This window comes from Trichocoleus sp. DQ-A3, assembly GCF_039961975.1.
GTDB lineage: Bacteria > Cyanobacteriota > Cyanobacteriia > Cyanobacteriales > FACHB-T130 > FACHB-T130.
This window is the reverse complement of sequence record NZ_JAMPKC010000001.1, coordinates 632817-652894: the sequence shown is the minus strand read 5'-3', so window position 1 is coordinate 652894 and position 20078 is coordinate 632817. Positions and strand designations below refer to the sequence as shown.

The 20078-nt window shown below is 47.7% G+C and carries 20 protein-coding genes; 11 read left to right on the top strand and 9 right to left on the bottom strand.

The window, feature by feature from the left end:
• Window positions 1-131: 131 nt before the first annotated feature.
• Together queG and NDI44_RS02660 are read left to right on the top strand one after the other, a co-directional pair.
• Window positions 132-1145 carry a tRNA epoxyqueuosine(34) reductase QueG gene (queG, locus tag NDI44_RS02665; protein WP_190413603.1) on the top strand — a complete coding sequence of 338 codons (1014 nt, stop codon included), beginning with the start codon at window positions 132-134 and terminating at the stop codon, window positions 1143-1145.
• Window positions 1146-1211: 66 nt separating this feature from the next.
• On the top strand, window positions 1212-1862 hold the full coding sequence (locus NDI44_RS02660; protein ID WP_190413601.1) for an HAD-IA family hydrolase: 651 nt from the start codon (window positions 1212-1214) through the stop codon (window positions 1860-1862).
• 72 nt (window positions 1863-1934) lie between these two features.
• Here the strand turns inward: NDI44_RS02660 and NDI44_RS02655 are convergent, their stop codons facing one another.
• The 3 genes from NDI44_RS02655 to gyrA form a co-directional block, all read right to left on the bottom strand.
• Window positions 1935-2576, bottom strand: coding sequence for a restriction endonuclease subunit R (locus NDI44_RS02655; RefSeq protein WP_190413599.1), 642 nt, complete (start codon window positions 2574-2576; stop codon window positions 1935-1937).
• Window positions 2577-2752: 176 nt separating this feature from the next.
• Window positions 2753-4096, bottom strand: a complete 1344-nt coding sequence (locus NDI44_RS02650; protein ID WP_190413596.1) for an ATP-binding cassette domain-containing protein — start codon at window positions 4094-4096, stop codon at window positions 2753-2755.
• A 162-nt stretch (window positions 4097-4258) separates the two neighbouring features.
• Window positions 4259-6790: a DNA topoisomerase (ATP-hydrolyzing) subunit A gene (gene gyrA, locus NDI44_RS02645; RefSeq protein ID WP_190413594.1), complete on the bottom strand. Its 2532-nt coding sequence runs from the start codon at window positions 6788-6790 to the stop codon at window positions 4259-4261.
• Between the two features lie 165 nt (window positions 6791-6955).
• Between gyrA and NDI44_RS02640 the strand changes: the two genes are divergently transcribed.
• Window positions 6956-7351 carry a response regulator gene (locus NDI44_RS02640; RefSeq protein WP_190413592.1) on the top strand — a complete coding sequence of 132 codons (396 nt, stop codon included), beginning with the start codon at window positions 6956-6958 and terminating at the stop codon, window positions 7349-7351.
• 575 nt (window positions 7352-7926) lie between these two features.
• Window positions 7927-8325 carry a response regulator gene (locus NDI44_RS02635; RefSeq protein ID WP_190413779.1) on the top strand — a complete coding sequence of 133 codons (399 nt, stop codon included), beginning with the start codon at window positions 7927-7929 and terminating at the stop codon, window positions 8323-8325.
• A 363-nt stretch (window positions 8326-8688) separates the two neighbouring features.
• Here NDI44_RS02635 and NDI44_RS02630 read toward each other — a convergent pair whose 3' ends face one another.
• Window positions 8689-9036 (bottom strand): hypothetical protein, encoded by a 348-nt coding sequence (locus NDI44_RS02630; protein WP_190413588.1) that lies wholly within the window; start codon window positions 9034-9036, stop codon window positions 8689-8691.
• 213 nt (window positions 9037-9249) lie between these two features.
• Here NDI44_RS02630 and NDI44_RS02625 point away from each other — a divergent pair, with 213 nt between their 5' ends.
• Window positions 9250-10179, top strand: a complete 930-nt coding sequence (locus NDI44_RS02625) for a DMT family transporter (protein ID WP_190413586.1) — start codon at window positions 9250-9252, stop codon at window positions 10177-10179.
• Between the two features lie 221 nt (window positions 10180-10400).
• Here NDI44_RS02625 and NDI44_RS02620 read toward each other — a convergent pair whose 3' ends face one another.
• Both NDI44_RS02620 and NDI44_RS02615 read right to left on the bottom strand, forming a co-directional pair.
• Window positions 10401-10583: a hypothetical protein gene (locus NDI44_RS02620; RefSeq protein ID WP_190413584.1), complete on the bottom strand. Its 183-nt coding sequence runs from the start codon at window positions 10581-10583 to the stop codon at window positions 10401-10403.
• Window positions 10584-10725: 142 nt separating this feature from the next.
• Complete coding sequence (locus tag NDI44_RS02615) at window positions 10726-11640, bottom strand: LysR family transcriptional regulator (protein WP_190413582.1); 915 nt, start codon at window positions 11638-11640, stop codon at window positions 10726-10728.
• 399 nt (window positions 11641-12039) lie between these two features.
• On the opposite strand from NDI44_RS02615, the gene NDI44_RS02610 reads away from it, so the two are divergent.
• Window positions 12040-12342 carry a hypothetical protein gene (locus tag NDI44_RS02610; RefSeq protein ID WP_190413580.1) on the top strand — a complete coding sequence of 101 codons (303 nt, stop codon included), beginning with the start codon at window positions 12040-12042 and terminating at the stop codon, window positions 12340-12342.
• A 196-nt stretch (window positions 12343-12538) separates the two neighbouring features.
• On the opposite strand, the gene NDI44_RS02605 is transcribed toward NDI44_RS02610, so the two are convergent.
• Both NDI44_RS02605 and NDI44_RS02600 read right to left on the bottom strand, forming a co-directional pair.
• Window positions 12539-12745, bottom strand: coding sequence for a hypothetical protein (locus NDI44_RS02605; protein ID WP_190413578.1), 207 nt, complete (start codon window positions 12743-12745; stop codon window positions 12539-12541).
• A 33-nt stretch (window positions 12746-12778) separates the two neighbouring features.
• The gene (locus NDI44_RS02600; RefSeq protein ID WP_190413576.1) at window positions 12779-13441 is read right to left on the bottom strand and encodes a class I SAM-dependent methyltransferase; all 663 of its coding nucleotides are present in this window, start codon (window positions 13439-13441) and stop codon (window positions 12779-12781) included.
• Between the two features lie 86 nt (window positions 13442-13527).
• On the opposite strand from NDI44_RS02600, the gene NDI44_RS02595 reads away from it, so the two are divergent.
• Window positions 13528-13935, top strand: coding sequence for a hypothetical protein (locus tag NDI44_RS02595; protein WP_190413574.1), 408 nt, complete (start codon window positions 13528-13530; stop codon window positions 13933-13935).
• 200 nt (window positions 13936-14135) lie between these two features.
• Window positions 14136-14906, top strand: coding sequence for a hypothetical protein (locus NDI44_RS02590; RefSeq protein WP_190413572.1), 771 nt, complete (start codon window positions 14136-14138; stop codon window positions 14904-14906).
• 355 nt (window positions 14907-15261) lie between these two features.
• On the opposite strand, the gene NDI44_RS02585 is transcribed toward NDI44_RS02590, so the two are convergent.
• Window positions 15262-16599: an N-acetylmuramoyl-L-alanine amidase gene (locus tag NDI44_RS02585; RefSeq protein ID WP_190413570.1), complete on the bottom strand. Its 1338-nt coding sequence runs from the start codon at window positions 16597-16599 to the stop codon at window positions 15262-15264.
• Between the two features lie 208 nt (window positions 16600-16807).
• Between NDI44_RS02585 and pgl the strand changes: the two genes are divergently transcribed.
• From pgl to NDI44_RS02570, 3 genes are all read left to right on the top strand, one after another.
• The gene (pgl, locus tag NDI44_RS02580) at window positions 16808-17533 is read left to right on the top strand and encodes a 6-phosphogluconolactonase (RefSeq protein WP_190413568.1); all 726 of its coding nucleotides are present in this window, start codon (window positions 16808-16810) and stop codon (window positions 17531-17533) included.
• Between the two features lie 110 nt (window positions 17534-17643).
• Window positions 17644-18423 (top strand): FHA domain-containing protein, encoded by a 780-nt coding sequence (locus NDI44_RS02575; protein WP_190413566.1) that lies wholly within the window; start codon window positions 17644-17646, stop codon window positions 18421-18423.
• A 464-nt stretch (window positions 18424-18887) separates the two neighbouring features.
• Window positions 18888-19379, top strand: a complete 492-nt coding sequence (locus NDI44_RS02570; RefSeq protein ID WP_190413564.1) for an FHA domain-containing protein — start codon at window positions 18888-18890, stop codon at window positions 19377-19379.
• The last annotated feature ends 699 nt before the right edge of the window (window positions 19380-20078 follow it).

Below are 20078 nucleotides of genomic sequence, written 5' to 3'. Positions count from 1 at the left end.
AAAACAGCAGGTTCGCACCTGCGCTTCTGGAGGGATTGTTCAGAACTTTCCTGCTTTTGCATCTGTGTTGCTGCGGTTTCAACCGCTAGGTGCAAAACCGAAATCCGAGAAACTATAATGATTCGAGTCAGATGCGATCGCCATCAAACCTTGTGAAAGTACCCATCAGTAGTCGCGAAGTGAAGCAAAAAGCCTTGGAGTTGGGATTCCACAAGGCAGGAATCGCGGCTGTAGATGGGGCAGAAGTGGAAGTACAGCCGTTGCAGGCATGGCTGGCACAAGGCTATCAGGCGGACATGGAATGGATGGCGAATCCTAAGCGGCAAGATATCCATCGAGTCATGCCAGAAGTGCGATCGCTAATTTGTGTGGCCCTCAACTATTACACGCCTCACCAGCGTCCCGAAGGTAAGGAATACGCCAAAATCTCCCGCTATGGCTGGGGAAGGGATTATCACAAGATCCTGCATAAAAAGCTGAAAGCACTCACCACTTGGCTGCAAGAGCAGGGAGAAGGCATCTCTGCGCGTTACTATGCTGATACTGGCCCCGTGCAAGATAAAGTATGGGCACAGCAAGCTGGAATTGGTTGGATTGCCAAGAATGGAAATGTCATTACGCGCGAGTATGGTTCTTGGGTATTTTTAGGGGAAGTATTGACCAACCTCGACTTAACGCCTGACTTGCCCCATACTGAACACTGTGGCACTTGCACTCGTTGTATCGATGCTTGTCCCACGGGTGCAATTACCCAGCCCTTTGTCATAGACGCTAATCGGTGCATCGCTTACCACACAATTGAGAATCGGGCTGAAAAGTTACCAGACGCGCTAAGCGAAGCGAAACCGTTAGCGAAGCAGGACGGAGTGGCAGCGATCGCATCTCCTCTGCAAGGCTGGGTTGCTGGTTGCGATATCTGCCAGGATGTTTGCCCTTGGAATCAGCGTTTTGCTCAGCCTACGGATGTTGCCGATTTTCAGCCGTATTCTGGCAATGTAGCTCCCCTTCTAAGCGAATTAGCGGAAATTTCTGATGAAGAGTGGGATCGCCGGTTTCCCGCCTCAGCGCTGCGGCGGATAAAACCGGAGATGTTGCGGCGCAATGCTAGGGCAAATTTGGAAGCAAAAGCACCACTCGACGTATGACATAGCGCCAGCAAGTAGGCACTACACAAGACAAAATTCAGCCCAAGTTGAGATACACCCAAAACAATGACCGTAAAAGTCATAATTTTTGATTTCGATGGCACAATTGCTGATAGCCTTGATGCCGTCGTGAATATTACTAATCGTTTAGCCGTAGAATTCGGGCATCAGCCAGTCAGTCTAGAAGATATCGAAAAGATTAAAAATTTAAGTTCTAGCCAAATTATTAAATTTTCTGGGGTTTCTATCTTTAAGTTACCCTTTCTACTTAGGAAAGTTAGAACAAGATTACATAATCAGGTTCAAGATTTAAAACCTTTTCCAGGTATTAAAGAAACTTTTACAGAGTTGAAAAATCTGGGGTACCGATTAGGGATTATAACATCTAATTCCAAGGAAAATGTTTCGATTTTTTTGAAGCAGAATGATTTTATAGACTTATTTGATTTTATTTATTCAGCCCCAACGATTTTTGGAAAACACAAAGTAATTAATAGTTTTTCTAAAAAACAAGATATGCAAATTAATGAGATGGTTTATGTTGGAGATGAAACAAGAGATATCGAAGCGGCAAGAAAAAGCCGGATAAAAGTAATTTCAGTTAGTTGGGGTTTTAATTCAAAAGAAGTTTTAGCCAAACATCACCCAGATTTTTTGATTGACAAACCTAGCGAACTATTAGAAGTGATAGGAAGTTTACAAAAACAGCCAGTGTAAAGATGGAAGCCGCTTTCTAAAGTTAATTGAAAGAATACGCGACCGTGCTGCCATAGCTCAGATAACTACTGACTAGCCTATGACTTTACAGATAGCTTTGAGAACTTGTAGTAATTGGGTTAAACGCTCAGAATCAATCAAGTTCAACTCTGGCATTAGCAGATAAGTCGGGGGATTTCCCCGCTGAATATACACTAATTGATATCGCAGCCCGTTTGTCGTTAATCCCCAAACGGATGTTTGATGTTCTAAACTTTTATGGGCATAGGTAAGGAGTTGAGGAAGACCCGTGAAAGCTTCAACCTGACTGTTTTTAGCTTCAATGACCAAAACCCAAAAAGATACGTTAGCTGTTGTCTGGTGAGTTTTCTTGACGGCTAAAATATCCAACCGTCCTGTAATGATGGTGTCTTCATCTGTGATATTGATATCTGCGATACCCTCTTCCAAGCTAATGTGGATAGGGTAGCGGTAAAAGCCAGCTAATCGCAGTAACGGAGCAACGGTAAGAAGCTTTACCTGTCCTTCCAGCACTTTTCCTGCTGTTAAATAGTGGCGAAAGTCATCCCAAATTTGTAATAGTTCTTGCTGTTCAAACTCTGTTAGAGGTTCTAAAGATAACAACGGTGTGAAAGAACCATTGTACTGCTCCTGAAAGTTTAAAAGACGATGAACATCATCTAGAGATAAATTGCGGGCGTTGAGAGTTGTCATGGGGTTATGTGAATTTTGGATTTTGGATTGAATGAGTTCGGTTGTTAGGGGTAAAAATTATTTTCTGAGTTTATGCCTATAGCGGGGGAAGATGCTCTTTTGGTAAGTGGTAGATGAGCGAATAGTACCCAACAGCTTATTGCCGAAAAAAGTCTTGCTAAATCGCAAAAATCCAACTAACGCGAGGGAATTGCGATGCCAGTCTGTGGATCGAAGAAATGAATTTTCTCTGGCATCAGCGATAACCACAAGCGATCGCCAATTCGCACCGCTTTGTCTGGAGGAATGCGTACCTGTAAGGGATATGCGATCGCTGACTCTAGGAGAGTGGCAGATAAATAAGTTTCGTTGCCTAGTGCTTCTACCAAATCTACTCGCACCTGGAGATTTTTGGGGGCGGGAACGCCAACGATCAAGTGTTCGGGACGGATGCCTAAAGTCAGGGATTGCCCATCGTATTTTTGCAGTGCTGACGCCCAAACATCGGGGAGAGTGAGCCGAAATTGAGAATGGGTAATGAGGAGAGGTGCTTTCACTTGCACCGGCAAAAAGTTCATCGGCGGCGAACCAATGAATTCTGCCACGAAGCGGTTGGCTGGCTGGTTGTAAAGTTCCAACGGTGCAGCGATTTGCTGGATTTTTCCGTGATTCATCACCGCGATGCGATCGCCCATCGTCATCGCTTCCGTTTGGTCGTGAGTAACGTAAATGGTTGTTGTGCCAAGCTGTCGCTGCAACTTAACAATTTGGGCGCGAGTTTCTGCCCGAAGTTTGGCATCTAAGTTCGATAGCGGTTCATCCATCAAAAATACTTGAGGATTGCGCGCGATCGCTCGTCCCAATGCGACTCGCTGCTTTTGCCCTCCTGATAGTTGTTTTGGCAACCTGTTTAGGAGCGGCTCAATTTGCAACAATTGAGCAACCGTTCGTACCTGCTCGTTAATCGCTTTCTCGCGTTCGGGTATGTAGCGAAGATGCTTGGGAAGCGATCGCGTCATTTCCACCAACAGATTTTCCGCCCAGATGGGCAAAGAGGACTGTGGACTGAGTGAAGCATTTCCCTCCTCTGCGCCCCCATTTTCCTGCTTCCCCGCGCCTTTGTGCCCCGTGCGCCGCAGTCCAAAGGCAATGTTGTCATACACCGTCATGTGGGGATAGAGGGCATAGTTTTGAAACACCATTGCGATGTCTCGTTCCTTTGGCGGCAAATCGTTCACGAGAGTGTCCCCCACCCGGATATTGCCCCCCGTTAATTCTTCCAGTCCCGCAATCAGCCGCAACAGGGTACTTTTGCCACAGCCAGAAGGGCCTACCAACACCATAAACTCGCCATCTTGCACCGTCAGGTTAATCCGTCGCAAGACATTTGTTGCTCCAGACGGAGACGAAGGTTTGTCATCTACAACCAGCGACCCCTCATCGACTGGCGTCAGCAGAGGTTCAGGCGCGATCGCTGCGACGACTTCCCCTTGACGACCGGAAAAGCTTTTGTAAACGTTTTCTATAACAACTTGTGCCACGGCTATTAATACCCACTACTGAATCTATTTTCAATCACTTACTCGCAGCACAGAACTCTTAGGAAAATCGGAGAACCAAAGCAGTAGGGAATCTTGTGGCGGAAAAGAATTAATGGCTTTGAGTTCGGGATTCATCGTTCTCAATAAATCCCGAACGCCGAACTACGAACAAAGGACGACAGTAATAATTTTTTCGTCCGGGTTTAATTCGAGGATGCGATCGCCTGTTCCATCTTTCCCTCGCAACTGCACTGAATTTACTGGCATTCGCACGACTCGCTGGGCGCTGGTCAGAAGGACGATCTGAGACTTTGCTGGAGCCGCGACCATCGCTGCCAAAGCATCTGTTTTGCTGGTAAAATGCAGTGCCTGAGTGCCAAGGTCGCCAAGATTTGCCAGTCGGATTGTACTCATCGGCAGGCGTTTGGCATACCCCAACTGGGAAACGATTAAAATATTCTCATCATCCCCCAGCGTTAAGGCTCCTACCAGTTGCTCGGAACGCCGCAGCCGCATTGCCTGCACCCCCATCGTCGTGCGTCCCATCAAGGGTAGATGATCGTCGTTGACTTGAAGCCGCAGCAAACGTCCGCCCCCAGTCGCCAAAACGAGCTGTTCGCCGGTTTTAGCCAGATTGACGTACTTTAACCGATCGTCTTCTTTCAGTTTCATGAGCGTGATGCCGCGACTGGTAAGGTTAGCCAGTTCTACCAGAGGCAGGCGCTTGATTCTCCCCTGTTCGCTAAGCAAAATTAGATCGGCACTTTGCGGATTTTCAGGCAGAAAAAAGTTGGAGACAATCGTTTCTGCCGCAGTTTGAGCTGAGTTGGACAGCAAGCCGATTAGCGGCGTTCCCCGCGATTGCTTCCCGGTTGGCGGAATCTCACCCACCTTGATCGGGTAAGCTTTGCCGCCGCTGCTGAGTACGACTAACTCGGCTTGGGTGCTAGTCGCCTGAGTTTTGACTACAAAATCATCTGGACGACTGCTGCTATCGCCTTTTCCAGACGCGGATTTATTTCCATTTTTAGGGATGCGCCGGACATATCCGCGCTGGGTAAACTCCAGAACTGCCTCTTCTTCCAAGTGTTCAGGAGTTAGGAGTGCGGCTTGAGTAGATTTGGCCTCTGACTTGTGACTTTTGTCTTTTGAGTCGGGTTTTTTCTCTGTTGGCTGAGTCTTTAATTCTTTCGCTTCCGTCAGGATCTTGCTACGGCGCGGATCGGTGAATTTGCGTTTGAGCGATCGCAAATCTTTTTTCAAGGTTTTTAGGAGTTCGCGGCGATCGCTTAGCAACAGTTGCAACAGATGAATTCTCTCTGACAACTCGTTAAACTCACCTTGTAAGTTTTGCCGTTCTAACCCAGTCAGGCGTCGCAAGGGCATTGATAAAATAGCATCCGCCTGAACCTCACTGATATTCAAGCGTTCTTGTAGCCTTAACTTGGCAGTGCTGCCATCAGCAGCATTCCGGAGAATTTCAATTACCGCATCCAACTCGGTTAAAGACGCCAGCAACCCTTCCACAATGTGAATGCGTCTTTCTGCCTCACCCAATTCGTAGGTATACTGCCGAGTCAGCGTCTGTTCTCGGAACTTGAGAAATTCCTCTAACAGCTGGCGCAACGTGAGCTGACGCGGCTGCCCATCTACCAATGCCAACAGGATCGCGCCAAAATTGGTACACAGCGCTGTTTGTCTATAGAGTTGATCGAGGACATGGTGAGGATTGGTGTCTCGTTTCAATTCCACCACCACGCGCATTCCTTCGCGATCGCTTTCATCCCGCAGATCCGCAATGCCTTCGATTCGACCCTGATTGACCAGTTCCGCTACCTTCTCAATCCAACCCGCCTTATTCACCTGAAAAGGCAATTCCGTCACCACAATTGCCGCCCGCTTGTGCCGTCCCCGAGTTGCCGCGATTTCCTCAATCTGGGCGACTCCCCGCACGGTGATGCTACCGCGACCCGTGCTGTAAGCTTCCCGAATTCCCTCTGTCCCGACAATTTCGCCCCCCGTTGGGAAATCTGGCCCCGGAACTAGCTTCCATAGCTTCCCGTCTGGGAGATCGGGTTGATCGATTAGGGCAATTAAACCATCCACGATCTCACCCAAGTTGTGCGGCGGCACATTCGTTGCCATGCCGACGGCAATTCCGGCGCACCCGTTGAGTAATAACACCGGCAGCTGAGCTGGCAGTACGGTTGGTTCTTGTTGGGAATTGTCAAAGTTGCCGATGAAGTCAACTGTGGCTTCGCCAATTTCACTCAGAAGCGCTTCATGACTAATTGCAGCCAGTCGCGTTTCCGTGTAACGCATCGCCGCAGGTGGGTCATTATCCACCGAGCCAAAGTTACCATGACCGCCGAGGAGGGGATAGCGGCTGGAAAATTCTTGCACCAGACGCACTAAGGCGTCGTAAACCGCCTGGTCGCCATGTGGATGATATTTGCCCAAAACATCCCCAACCACCCTAGCGCACTTGCGGTAGGGGCGGTCTGGCGTCAGTCCGAGTTCGTGCATGGCATACAAAATCCGCCGATGCACCGGCTTTAAACCGTCGCGGACATCGGGTAATGCACGCCCGACGATCACACTCATGGCATATTCAAGGTAAGACCGTTGCATCTCCGCGTGTAAAGGCGTGGGGATGATCTGTCCGGTTGCCAAAAGGTTCAGTTGTTTCGCCATGAGTTTTATTCCCTAGTTCCTGAAAACGTAAAATTTTTTTGCATCTTGAGGTTGATGACCGATCGCGTCACAAATGGCAACGTGACAAAGAACCTTTCACAGTAGTATGGAACCGCAGCTATGACCACGACTCTTCCAAAGAGCGCCATTGAAAGGAAAAACTCGATGAAAACCGTTTTGATTGTAGAAGACGATCCGATTAATGCTCGGGTTTTTTCTAAGATTCTGAGCAAGCGGGGCGGTTTGGCAGTTAAGCATACCGAAAACGTGGAAGAGGTAATGCAAATTGCCCAATCCGGTGAGGCTGACATTATTTTGATGGATGTTTCCCTGGCCCATAGTGTTTACCAGGGTAAGTCGGTTGATGGCATAAAAATCACGCAGATGTTGAAGGCTGACCCGCAAACTGCTAGTTTGCCTATTATCCTGGTTACGGCTCATGCGATGGAGGGCGATCGCGAAAATTTCCTCAAACAGAGTGGTGCCGATGCCTATATTTCTAAACCAGTTGTCGATCATCAACTGTTTGTGGATCAAATTAAGGCATTGTTGCCACAATAATACTTTTATGTTCCAGGGGTAGGGCGGGCATTGACCGCCCTGAGTTGTAAAATTCAATGTCTTCCATTTGGAGTGTGAAGGCACTCTGGTGGCTTTTTACCTTTCAGCCTTTGCCCTCTTCTGTTGCCACCAGTTTAGTACATTTGTATTATTTAAGGAATCCTGGTGGGTGGTTTCTTTACTTCGCGTGACTCGCAGCCCCCGACAACTCTGGCAAAGTGACATGAGGGGCGTGGCATTAATCCCACAAGCTGGGATTTAAACGGTTGCGGACGTTGGGTAAGGCACGTCCGGCGATCGCGCTCATGGCATATTTAATGGCGTATTCAAAATATCATGGTTGCATCTTTGCGTGTAATCCTGTAGGGACAAACCGTCCGGTCGAAGGTCGGTTCAGTTTTTTTATCATAAGTTTTATTTCCTATTTATTGACAGCAACAAAAAATTTGCATCTTGCGATTGATGGCAAATTAAGCGATAAATTTTAAGGTGACAAAGAAATTTTCATAATCGTATTGAAACAAAAAACAATGACTACGACCCTAGAAAAAAACGCTGTTGAAGGGAAAAACTCGATGAAAACCGTTTTGATTGTAGAAGACGATCCGATTAATGTTCGGGTTTTTTCTAAAATCCTGACAAAGCGAGCCGGTTTGCAAGTGAAACATACTGAAAATGTAGAAGAAGTAATCCAAATCGCCCAAGCTAGGGAGGTTGACATTATTTTGATGGATGTTTCCTTAACAAACAGTTTTTACCAGGGTAAATCGGTTGATGGCATAAAAATCACCCAACTATTAAAAGCTAACCCGCAAACTGCCGCTCTACCAATTATTCTGGTGACAGCTAATGCGATGGAAGGCGATCGCGAAAATTTCCTCCAGCAAAGTGGTGCCGACGAATACATTTCTAAACCAGTTGTCGATCATCAACTGTTCGTGGAGCAAATCATGGCGCTGATACCACAAAAGTAGTTTTGATGCTGATAAGGTGGAGCAAGCTTCATGCAGGCGAGTTGCAAAGCTCTTGTTTCAAAACTATTTGTGACGGCTGTGCCCAAACTTCGGCTCGCAGGTCTTGTATTCAGTTAGGTAAAACCTAGTTTAGTACACTTGTATTTTTTCAGAAATAGTAGAGGCAGAAATAGTAGAGGGGTAGCAATTTTTGCGGCTGCCCAATCGTGTCTCATGTTAGAGTGCGATCGCGTAACGTCTAGGCTTTCTTCGCTGTTTCCCCTGAATGCCTCAATGATGCGACCTTTATTGGCGCTGCCGCAAGCAGTTAGCGCGAATAATCCTGACTCGCGCCTACGTCTAGGTGCGATGATGCTGAATCAATTAAAGATTTTGACCCAATAAGGAGTCAAACTCCGCTTTTAATGCCTTTAGATCGGCAACTCTTGCGACTAACAAATTTTCTTTGCCAGCATCCTTAAGACGCTTGTTCCAATATTGGATATTGTCAGAATTGTTCAGCCAAAAGTCTACCATTGTATGCAGAATCTCTTCTAAATTCCAGCCTCGCTTGGGTGGAACCGCTTCAACGGATTCCAGAAAAGCATCCAGGGTGCATTTAGGACTTCCTAAGTATTCGGCTCTGTGTGGATCTGTTTGAATAATTTCCTGTTGATGGTTAAAGAAATAAAGAATGGGAGATACCCCTAAAATTTCAAAGGTATAGTTCATCGCAGTCTCCTCAAAATTTTCTTTCTTGCTGAATCCTACCAATTGTTAAAGAATAGTATGGTTACATTGCTAACATCTTTGGCATCCGGCTTAAGTAAATTTATACAATGTTTGATAAGCGAGAAATATCCGCCAGAAGAAGTGTGCAGCCTGAACTGAGGAGTATGCCCTTCGGTAAAATTTACATCAGAATGACCGATTCAAAAAACAGGAATGATATTTTTAACAAATTTTTTTAATTGGATTACAAATTTTAAAGGAGAACTGGCGGCACTCAGTGCCGCCTTTTTATGGGCGATCGCTTCGCTGGTTTACAGCCGCTTGGGACGGCAAATCCCACCCCTAGAACTGAATTTGTTTAAAGGGATAATTGCGATCGCGTTCCTTGTCCTCACCCTACTTTTGCAAGGACAGCTGCTACCTGAAATCAACCCGACTGCACTGACACTATTGCTACTAAGTGGCGTCCTTGGCATTGGATTGGGAGATACGGCTTATTTTGCAGCCATCAACTGCCTGGGTGCAAGGCGTACCTTGATATTAGAAACCCTAGCACCCCCCTTAACAGCCGTGTTAGCGCTAGTCTTTTTACAAGAACAACTGACGGCTGCTGCTTGGTGCGGAATTTTATTAACCATTCTGGGCGTCGTCTGGGTGGTGACGGAACGGGTGCCTAATTCCACCGCTGAAAGCAAGCATCTGACGATGCGGGGAATTAGTTGGGGTTTACTGGCAGCAGTAGCACAGGCAACAGGTGCCGTCCTCTCGCGGACAGCCCTCATCCAATCGAGTATCAGCCCCTTGTGGAGTACCTTGGTGCGCTTGGGGGCCGGGGTACTGGTGCTACTGCTGTGGAAGTTGCTGGGGCGGCGTCAAGCCAATGACTGGCTTAAACCGTTGCAGTCTTGGCGCATTGTGGGAGTCATTGCCATAACCGCTTTTTTCAGCACCTATCTCGGCATCTGGCTGCAACAAATTTCTCTGAAATTCGCCCCCGCAGGAATTGCCCAAACGCTAAGTTCTACTAGCCCGTTGTTTGTCTTACCCCTAGCGATTTGGATGGGCGATGTTGTCAGTTTTCGAGCTATCTTAGGTGTTTTAGTTGCCTTGGGTGGAGTAGCGGTGCTGTTTAGCCTTCGGTAGGGATTTGGTGGGGAAGTGCCTTGAACAGAAAATAGCGATCGCACTATTACACCAGTAGTTTTAGAAAGGGAGATTGCTCGATTAATAAAGTTTGAGGCTATGCTTAACCCCTAAAAACATAGCGCCTACTTCAGAAGTAGACGCTCTCAAGAGAGGACTTTTTAACCCAGTTCTATCACTTTGTCACAAGCCACAATAATTTGCGATCGCCAGTAGATAGACTAAATAGTTGTATTTTCCCGATCCATCTGGCGTTCAATCGTTTCGATCGCAGCGTTAAGTCCTGCCAATCTCGCCTCTAGATCGTTTCGCATCCATTTCAGGAACCGAAGTCTGCGTTCCTGATAATCTCTACCGGAAACTGGTTGAGATCCCCAACAGGTACTACCCCAAAACGGAAACATAGCGTTCATCCTTAATGTAAGTCTACTTTCATCTTGACCAAATTTTTTGGCAGTAAGGGGACTGAGAATGCAGTGATTACCGTATCTCCAACCAAAAAGAGCGCCCTTCTGATTTGCGAGCGCGCTCTCTCCTGAACTTTAATTAAACCGCTGCTTTAGCCGCAAAGCGTCCTGTATTCCGGATAGCATCTAGAAATGCATAGACGGCTGGAGCATGAAGGGCATTTGCGAGAAGCGCTACCCCAATTACTCGCTCTAGAGGTGCTGGCAAGCTGCACACACGCACCCCAGTGGGTACAGGTTCGGCAGCAAGGCGAGGCAGAATTGCCGCCCCTAATCCTTGCGAAACCATGCTGACGATGGTGGAGTCTTCTTTAATTTCATAAGCAATATTGAGCGCGTATTCTGCGATTACCAAGTATTTGCGAATCCACTCATTGCAGGGAATGCCGGAACTAATAATCAAAGGATAAGTGGCTAACTGCTTCCAAGTGACTTTGGCACTACTTAAATTAGTTGTAGGCGGGAGTAGGAGAACATAATCATCCCGCAAAATTTCCCAAGTTTCAAATTCATTACCAGCGGGTAAGTAGATAAACCCAATATCGGCATAACCGGCTCGCAATGCATCTCCTACACGCGAGTAATCATCACCATCAACGATGCTTACAGTGATATTCGGGAAGCAAGCGCGAAATCGAGCGATCGCTGTCGGGAGTATGTGAGTCGCCACACTCCGAAAACAGGCAACTCGCACGTTTCCACCCTGTAAGCCTTTTTCTAAATTGGCTTCCTTCTCCATTGCTTCCAAAAGCTGTAGCAATTTACGAGCATGAGCCGTAACCCGCTCTCCGACTGGGGTAAGACGCGCTCCATAACGTCCGCGAGCCAGCAAGACGACTCCCAATTCTTCTTCAAAACTTGCGATCGCATGACTGATTGCTGACTGCGATACCTCCAACTGCAAGGCGGCTTCGCTGAAGTTGCCGTAGTCTGCCACTGCGACTAAAGCACGAATCTGGGAAAGCTTCATCCGGCTTTTATTGATTTCATTCATGGCGGTTATGCAAGCGGTGTATGCATTGTCGCAAACGCAGTCAAATCATGTCTTCTTCTATATATGAATTTTATTCATACTACCTATACAAATATTGCTTTGTCTATCAAATAACCAAAAGTTACATTGAATTTGTCAGCGAATTTAGGTTGTGCAATCTAGATTTCTTGGTTGAATTAGTCGAGATTTTACAAGCTCCTCTCTAGTTCCACATCACCCATTCAGGTGATTCTACTGGAGGAAGTAAACTTCTAATCTTCAACTTTACTCTGGAATTAACCTTCATTAGTTGCAGCAGAATTGATCCTGATAACTGCTGCAAGCAGATAAGTTTGTCTATCCTACTTTTTTGCAGCGCAATCTGAAATTTATTCTATTTTGAAGCGGGAGAAATTTGTTATGGAAACTTCTGAAACTTGTTTTGACAGAAAAGACCTAGAAACTATTTACACAAAAAAAGAGCAAAAGTCTGTTTGTGGAACTAAAGTATTTTCTACTTTGAATAGTGTTTGGCAGTATTTAGTTACATTTTTTACTCAAGAACCAGAGGTAAAAGTTTGGAAGAAGTGCGACCGCTTTGGAAACATCTGGTGGGAAGGCTACGATCCTTTTAGCGGCAGCTCTGCAACTTTTGGTTGTGAAGTTGATATGCTGGAATGGGTTGAAAGAAGGTACTACGGAAACAATAAGTCAATGTTTTAAAGAAGAGCAAAACATTGGAATCCGGGAACTTTTATCTTCTAGCTAGATTTTCTTGGTAAGCGCTTTTAAAGCGAAACAAAAAGAGTATTACCCCAGGAAAATCTTCTCGACGTATTGCACAACCCCCAGCTAATGCTGGGGGTTTTTGATGGAAGCGATCGCTCCCTCTCACCCCAACTGAATTTATTTCTGGCGGTTATGAATCGTCTTCAATTCCCATTGTCAAATCTAGAGTCGCACGAGCAACAGCGGCGTGTTCTTCGGCAATATCGGGAGGAGGAGTGGTGATATTTTCGTTTTGACCTTCGACTAGCAACCTTGGTTTATCGTCCTCTTCCGGTTTCAGAGTTGAGTTATCTAGATTAGCTTGCTCACTTTGGGGAGTCAGTTTCTCATCTGTCATAAGCGTTCTTTTTGCGAAGTATCTTCGATTTCCTTATCGCTTAACCGCTAAGGTCAATCCATCTGCTATGGGGACGAGACTGATAGAAACTCGTTCGTCGCGGTGCAATTTTTCGTTCAAAGCTCGGATATTCTGGGTACTGTTATCCCGATCTTGAGGATCGGCAACTCGTCCACTCCACAAGACATTATCGATGGCAATTAAACCACCGGGACGCACCAGCTGGAGCGATCGCTCATAATACCCGTCATAATTACTCTTATCAGCATCGATGAACGCAAAATCAAACGTTTGTGCCTCCCCCTGTGCCAATAGCCGATCCAGCGTTTCCAGCGCCGGTGCGATTCGCAGATCGATCTTGTCCGCTACCCCAGCTTCCTGCCAATAGCGCCGCGCTACCGAGGTAAACTCTTCACTGACATCGCAAGCAATAATCTTGCCGTCTGGGGGAAGTGCCAAAGCTACGCACAAAGAACTGTAGCCAGTAAATACGCCCACTTCCAGGGTTTTCTTTGCCCCCATTAGCTGAACCAACAGCGCCATAAATTGCCCTTGTTCTGGGGAAATCTGCATCCTGGCGTAGGCATGATTTGCCGTTTCTTCCCGCAGACGGCGAAGAATTTCTGGTTCTCGCAAGGATGAAGAAAGTAGGTAATCGTAAAGCTGGTCATCTAACCCTAGGGCCTTTTTTGACATGATGGATTTAGAACTCGAAGAACGCACACAGCCTATCCTATCGTTCTGGTTGTGATACGTAGGAAATAGAGGAGAAGTTAAACGCCATGCTGCGAATTATTTTGACAGTGATTTTGTTGGGACTGCTGACAGCTTGCGGCATTGGTGTACCCGCACCAGGTGGTCAACTGGTACAGAAAGCGATCGCGCTTCAAGTCAGCCAAACCCAAAAGCAGCTGAGTCAGCAGTTATTCCAGCAACCCTCTAGCTTTGAAATCGCTCAAATACGAGTGACTCACGAGGAACCTTTGTTGATTCAAAAGTTACCTGCCTACCACATCCAAGGCACCTACAACTTTACCCTGCAACGTCCTAACCATCAGGTAACTCAACAACAAAACCACTTTGATATCTACTTGCAACGCCAAATCGAAGGTAAAACATGGCGTCTGGCAATCCCTCAATCTACTAATACAAATACTGAACCGACTTGGCGCACTTGGTTGATTCAATAAATAAAATTTGAGCCATTAATATTTAATCAATTTCTGTCCATCCTGCCCCATCCTTTTCTTTCTTTCCTTCGCGTCCTTTGCGCCTTCGCGGCTTAACAATCCAACTCATGTGAAAGTTGCCAAACTATCACAACCCAATCTATCGTCACCGTTATCCCCAGCCACGATTGAGGCAATTCCTTCAGGCAGACATGGCATAGATGTATTTCAACTTTATTGGTTTCAGTGTGGGACTGGTCGTTTTGATGCTGGTGGCTTTTGGCGTAGTCCAAGGGTTAAATGTGCCAGCAGGTAATTTTATCGATTGGGTAATTGGTGCGGCGAGTTTTTGGTGGCTGCTGGTGATTGTGACGGTTCCGTGGAATATCCACTTTGACGCGAAAGAAGTCATCGCAGAAGCAGCACTGTCAACCGAAAAGGGAATTGCGATTGATGAGAAACAAGTTAAGTATGCCAAAGCGATCGCAAATCGGTCATTTTGGGTAGCGATCGCGCTCCATTTTCTCTCTGCTGCTGGTCTTTATACGCTAGCTGTAACCGGCATCAGTGCCGTTGGATACGTCAGTTCCGGTGCCGCTTTACTATTAACGGCTTTGCGTCCCGCCGTGCGAACCTACGAATATTTAGCCGCCCGGTTGTCGATGATTCGCCAAGAATTTCAGTATCCCCGCCAAGATATTTGGGAACTCCGCAACCGCTTTGATAATTTAGAGTATGCCGTCAGGCAATTAGAAGCGCAAATGAATCCTGAAGATCCATATTCTTTTGTCGCCACTCAACAGCGAGCGGGCGATGAAACTCGCAAAGAATTAGCCCGCGTGAATGCCACAATTGAAGAACTGCGAGCCACAAACCAAGCCGATCACGAGCGCTTATCCAGAGAAGCGAAAAATGCGATCGCTCAACTCAGCGCAGATGGGCAATTTCTCGACCACGTCCGTGAAATTATCCGCTTTTTCAAAACTGCCTAATCAGAAGAGAGGGGAGAGGGCTGAGGACTGAGGACTGAGGGCTGAGGGCTGAGGGCTAGGGGTGAGGACTGAGAAGGGGGAGAGGTTTGAGGGCGAGTAGAAGCACGCGAGATATGAAACAGTAAGACAGTTGAAGTTAACTTATTGCACCCAAGGCTAAAGTGTTGAATCTGGAGTTTTGTTGTCTCTCCCTTATCCCTTGTTAATACCTCAGCCCTCAGCTCCCTCATTCACGCCCCTATCTAGGGATTTTTTGTGAACTGGAGCCTCCCCCCTCCTCAGCCCTCAGTCCTCTCCCCTCTTCTATACTTCAGTCCTCAGTCCTCAGTCCTCAGTCCTCTCCCCTACTCAATCCTTACAAGAATCCCGCTGACTCATACAGCCTTCTGAGAGTTGCCTCAATCTTAGTCCCGTACTGCGGATCTGCTGCCCACCGTCCGCTCAACTGAGAAATCAGCGGCGCGACGCCCCGCGTCACAAAGCGAAAGCGCGGATCGACCAGTTCCTGTACCAAAGGCTCTAAACTCGCGTAAGCTTTCAAGTGTTGGATATGGGCGCGGACGCCAATTCTGGCGCTGGGGAAGGTCGCGCTCTCAGAAGCTCCGCCGATCGATCCCAAAGCGGCAAAATTATTTTGGCTGGGCTTAATGTCACCCCCAAAGCGCAAAAAGCCGGTTTCTACACACATTTGACAGAAGGCAATGTCATAGTTGACGCCCTCAATTGTGGCTTCTTCCCGGTAAAGTTTGGGTAAGTCGGGAAACTGGGCGAGGGCGTTTTCGTTATTGGCTTTGAGGAACATAATCATCTGTACCTCAGAGGTATTTCCATATCCCATAATCCGGTCTAGTTGACCGGGACAGATGGGTAAAATGGAGCGCAAAGACAGGGTGCGGGTGGCGCTATCCCAACCAACCGAGATATTAAAAGGTCGAAGTTCAATGGCTTTGACATAGACGACACCTCGGTAGGACACGCGGCGGACTGAGGTGTTATTTGTCAAGTCAATTGCGAGCCTGTCCACCAGGTCAATAGGGATGTAGGCGTTGCTATTGATGAGAACGCCCTTCTCCCCATAGACCTGGTTATTAATGTTGATATTGATGGAAGGATAGGTGGGGGAAGTGCCAGGATCGGGGGTGGGAGTACCGCCTCGGCTCCAAGATGCCAAGCCGTCTGCAATTCCTAGCGCGATGTCGCGGCGGCGATTCTGAATTAAGAATCGGTCATCCGGATTGGTGAGATAGCCAACTTCCATCAGCAAGGAAGGAATAAAAGTGTCGCGGCAGAAACTCAAACGTCCGACGCCGGTGGCGGTGTCTGGCTTGACTCCCCGGCTGGGCAGCTGGGGAACGCGGCGCAAAAGCGCCAAAAGTAGCAGTTCGGCATTCTGCTTGCGTTCCTCGTTGCTGGAAATGTAGAAGACCGTAGCGCCACGAGTCGCCGGGTTAGAATAGGCATCGGCATGGATTTCTAGCGCCACGTCGCCGCTCCGAGAGCGGGCGTTGAGCCAGGAAATCGACTGCGTTGAGTTCTGATCGTCTGGGACAGAAAGAACTTCAAAACCCCGCGATCGCAGTTCGGGTACAATCTGGTCGCGCAGCAGAATCATCTCTTGAGCCTCTGTGGTGCCACCTGCTTGCCCTCCTGGCTCTCCAGCACCATGACCGGCTGAAATAAAAATTCGTCCCATCTTGAAGGATTCCCCCAGCGCTAAAAGTAATCTATATTAATCAACCACGATAAGGATTTCCGGGTGCTACGGCTAGTCCAACTTAACGCTTCCTCTTTGAGAACAGCGAATAAATTGTTCCAGACACATATATTAATGGGTACTAAGAAGAAGAAACTGTAAGATTTTCGGTATGGTAGAGCTGGAAATCATCAATTCATCCCCATAGATGAACAAAATCGTTGAAGTCTTACCAGATAAAACGGCGCTGATTGAGCGATCGCTCCAAGTGTGCGTCGAGCAAATTCACGCCACAATCGAACAGCGATCGCTCTGTACTATCGCCTTGTCCGGTGGTAGCACCCCCAAGCCGTTGTATGAAGCGATCGCGATCCAAAATCTGCCTTGGGATAAAATTCACATATTTTGGGGCGACGAACGCTACGTGCCGCCAGACCATCCCGATAGTAACCAAGGGATGGCGCGGAGTGCATGGCTGGATAAAGTAAATATCCCAGCCGCCAACATCCACCCCATGCCAACCGATGAAGCCGATCCATCTGTTGCAGCGGATAAGCACGAACAACACATCAGGGAGTTTTTTCAAGTTCAACCCGGTGAATTTCCAACGTTCGATCTCATTTTGTTAGGGATAGGAGACGACGGACACACAGCTTCTCTGTTTCCCCACACAGAAGCATTGAATGTACGCGATCGCCTGATTACCGTCGGCAACAAAGATGGGCAACCCCGGATCACCTTCACGGCACCCCTAATTAACCATGCTCGGTGTGTCATATTTGTGGTTGCCGGTGCGAGTAAACGACCTGCTCTCGCTCAGGTTTTTGCTCCTACCGCTGACGACCAAACCTATCCCAGTCGGTTAATCCAGCCCCAAGGCGAACTTTGGTGGCTTTTTGATGAGGCTGCCGGTCTTGAATTAAGCCGGTCTTGAACTAGCCGGTCTTGAACTAAAAAGTTAAGACGCCTCGCCATTCAGACTATATTTGAATTTCCACCTTCCACTCCCATCTCTAGGAGGGATACAGCCTGCAAGGAGGTTTTATGATTGTCTGCCCGAATTGCAATCACCAAAATCCTGATGGAGCAGCCCAGTGTGAGGCTTGCTACACCCCCTTACCCGCCACCACCGCTTGTCCCAACTGTGGCGCACCCGTCCAAACCGACGCTACCTTCTGCGGTCAGTGTGGTTCTAACCTGCGACCGAGCAGTCCAGGTGAGGTAGGGGCATCGACAGGACTAGACCCATTCCCCGGCGTACCGGACTTAATGGCACCCGATCCGCTGGTGGCACCCGATCCTTTAGTGGCTAGCCCTCAATCATCAATGCCCAGCTCTAGCCCGGATGTACCCGCTCCGGTGGCACCCGTTCCAGCTACAGTGGTCAGTCAGCCACCCGCACAGGAGCAAGCAAGCGTTACCCCCCCGGCGGCTTCTAGCAGCACTCCACCCGCGTCCGCAGCAACTTCTGGTAGCTCAAAAACGCAGCTACAGCAGCAGAATGCCCGTTTGCTGCACGTCCAAACGGATACGATGATTGAATTGCCAGCACAACTGTCGGTGATTCACATCGGCAAGCCAAACGACCAGATTCCACCTGATATTGATGTTTCAGGATTCCCCAATTCCGAGATTGTTTCTCGGATTCATGCGGATATCCGCGTGGAGGGAGACGCCTTCTACATAGAAGACGTTGGGAGTGCGAATGGCACCTACATTAACCATAACCCCCTGCCTAGCGGCAATCGGCACCGTTTAAGAACCGGCGATCGCATTGGCCTAGGCAAAGGCGACAAGATGACCTTCTTGTTCCAACTCTCTTAATCCCAGAGGCTGTTCGATGCGATCGCAAAGCCTGAAAAGCCTGCTGCATCGCCTCTTGGGGTGAGGGGTCATGGCAATTGCAGACTGTTTTTTTAAGTGATAGGCTTGAGGGAAACAATTCGGCATCGGACTCAGGTTTATGTAAATTCCACAGTTATATAAACCTGTGATGGGAGAAATTGGGAATCCCGGCGAATCAATTCGGGGGATACACCGACTTGACCCCCTCATGATACGATGCCATTGGTAACACCCGTGGGTGCCTTGGAACTAAAAACGCGAAACCCAGGTGGAACGAGGTCAAAAGGGTTTACAATTCCATCTGCCCACGTTCTACCCATTCGCGGTCTGACTCCAGTCATTGGGGGATTCATTTCAATTCATTGAATGGAGGAAGCCACGTCAGTTGACAGTGTTACGAGTCCCAAGCCTAGAGACGGAAATCTTTAGAATATGTAACATCGGTGATTACCCTGACCCTGCTGCATCCTATCCAATCTATACCAGTTCAGAATTGGACTTTTGAACCCGAATCAGTAGTAATTCGGATTGGACGGTCAACCGAGAATGATGTCATTCTTTACAGTGCGGTTGTTTCTCGACACCACGTCGAGATTCGGCGTAGTGCTTCCGATTGGGAAGTTGTTAGTTTAGGTGCCAACGGCACCTATCTCGATGGAAAACGCATCGACCAAGTGCCGGTGGTCGATGGGATGATTATTCGCCTCGCCAGCTCCGGCCCCCAAATTCAAATTCGGATTGGCTCGGCAGAAACTAAGGCAAGGCTAAATACGGTTGCAGGTAAGCAATCGGTCACTCGAAAGTTTGAAGAGAAATCCAGAGATAGAGAGACTTTCATAGATGCCCGTTCGCTTGAACCAGATGAAAAGAATCAACCAAACGTGAAGCTGGTTGCTGCTTTGGAAAATCTTGGTAAATCTAAAAAATTACCCTAGGGTTGCCAAGATTCTGTCCTAGGTCTTTACCATCGCAATTCAAGGGTTGTATGGAATACATCCGTAGGGGCATGGCAATCAAAAAGCCCCTACCTAATGGGCGCCGTTAAAACGTAGAGCCGCGATATCTTCCACTCAACTTAAGAAACGCTATAAACAGGTATTGAGCTAGCAATAAGCGAAAATGCCAGTAAAATGCCTATCTCACAACAATGCTATCTCTCAGATAGCAACGGATTGCCGATCTGGAGATAGCATTGATTTTGGCTTGAATTGAAATGGGGGCAGAGGGACTTGAACCCTCACGACCTTTTACGGTCAACGGATTTTCATTCTCTCGCAGCTTTCGCTACTGTCTTTTACGACTTTGAGAATTGGACTCTCCCTTTACCCTCGGCTTGACGTTAGGGTAGCTCCCGTCGAGTCTCTGCACCTTCCAAAGAGTTTTGAAGTTTGGTTTTTGAGTTTTGAGTTTTAAATTCACTCAGTCCTCAGTTTTCAATCTTCAAGCACTGACTTTGGCTTGGCTCAGGATTGCCATGTCTGTTGCCAGATTTAGGTTTCCCTGAATTTGAGAGCCGTCACTTGACAGATTTCTCCATCAAGGCTCAGTTTTCTAAGTCCGTAGCGTCTGCCATTCCGCCATGCCCCCCCGATGGGGAGAAGTGTCGTTACGTATCTTCTACAAAACTAACTTCA

Coding starts and splice junctions, on each gene's coding strand:
- NDI44_RS02660 (WP_190413601.1), top strand. CDS start 1,212: ATGACCGTAAAAGTCATAATTTTTGATTTCGATGGCACAATTGCTGAT.
- NDI44_RS02590 (WP_190413572.1), top strand. CDS start 14,136: ATGTATTTCAACTTTATTGGTTTCAGTGTGGGACTGGTCGTTTTGATG.
- NDI44_RS02630 (WP_190413588.1), bottom strand. CDS start 9,036: ATGAACTATACCTTTGAAATTTTAGGGGTATCTCCCATTCTTTATTTC.
- NDI44_RS02620 (WP_190413584.1), bottom strand. CDS start 10,583: ATGTTTCCGTTTTGGGGTAGTACCTGTTGGGGATCTCAACCAGTTTCC.
- NDI44_RS02610 (WP_190413580.1), top strand. CDS start 12,040: ATGGAAACTTCTGAAACTTGTTTTGACAGAAAAGACCTAGAAACTATT.
- NDI44_RS02605 (WP_190413578.1), bottom strand. CDS start 12,745: ATGACAGATGAGAAACTGACTCCCCAAAGTGAGCAAGCTAATCTAGAT.
- NDI44_RS02600 (WP_190413576.1), bottom strand. CDS start 13,441: ATGTCAAAAAAGGCCCTAGGGTTAGATGACCAGCTTTACGATTACCTA.
- NDI44_RS02585 (WP_190413570.1), bottom strand. CDS start 16,599: ATGGGACGAATTTTTATTTCAGCCGGTCATGGTGCTGGAGAGCCAGGA.
- NDI44_RS02625 (WP_190413586.1), top strand. CDS start 9,250: ATGATATTTTTAACAAATTTTTTTAATTGGATTACAAATTTTAAAGGA.
- NDI44_RS02640 (WP_190413592.1), top strand. CDS start 6,956: ATGAAAACCGTTTTGATTGTAGAAGACGATCCGATTAATGCTCGGGTT.
- pgl (WP_190413568.1), top strand. CDS start 16,808: ATGAACAAAATCGTTGAAGTCTTACCAGATAAAACGGCGCTGATTGAG.
- gyrA (WP_190413594.1), bottom strand. CDS start 6,790: ATGGCGAAACAACTGAACCTTTTGGCAACCGGACAGATCATCCCCACG.
- NDI44_RS02575 (WP_190413566.1), top strand. CDS start 17,644: ATGATTGTCTGCCCGAATTGCAATCACCAAAATCCTGATGGAGCAGCC.
- queG (WP_190413603.1), top strand. CDS start 132: ATGCGATCGCCATCAAACCTTGTGAAAGTACCCATCAGTAGTCGCGAA.
- NDI44_RS02615 (WP_190413582.1), bottom strand. CDS start 11,640: ATGAATGAAATCAATAAAAGCCGGATGAAGCTTTCCCAGATTCGTGCT.
- NDI44_RS02595 (WP_190413574.1), top strand. CDS start 13,528: ATGCTGCGAATTATTTTGACAGTGATTTTGTTGGGACTGCTGACAGCT.
- NDI44_RS02635 (WP_190413779.1), top strand. CDS start 7,927: ATGAAAACCGTTTTGATTGTAGAAGACGATCCGATTAATGTTCGGGTT.
- NDI44_RS02655 (WP_190413599.1), bottom strand. CDS start 2,576: ATGACAACTCTCAACGCCCGCAATTTATCTCTAGATGATGTTCATCGT.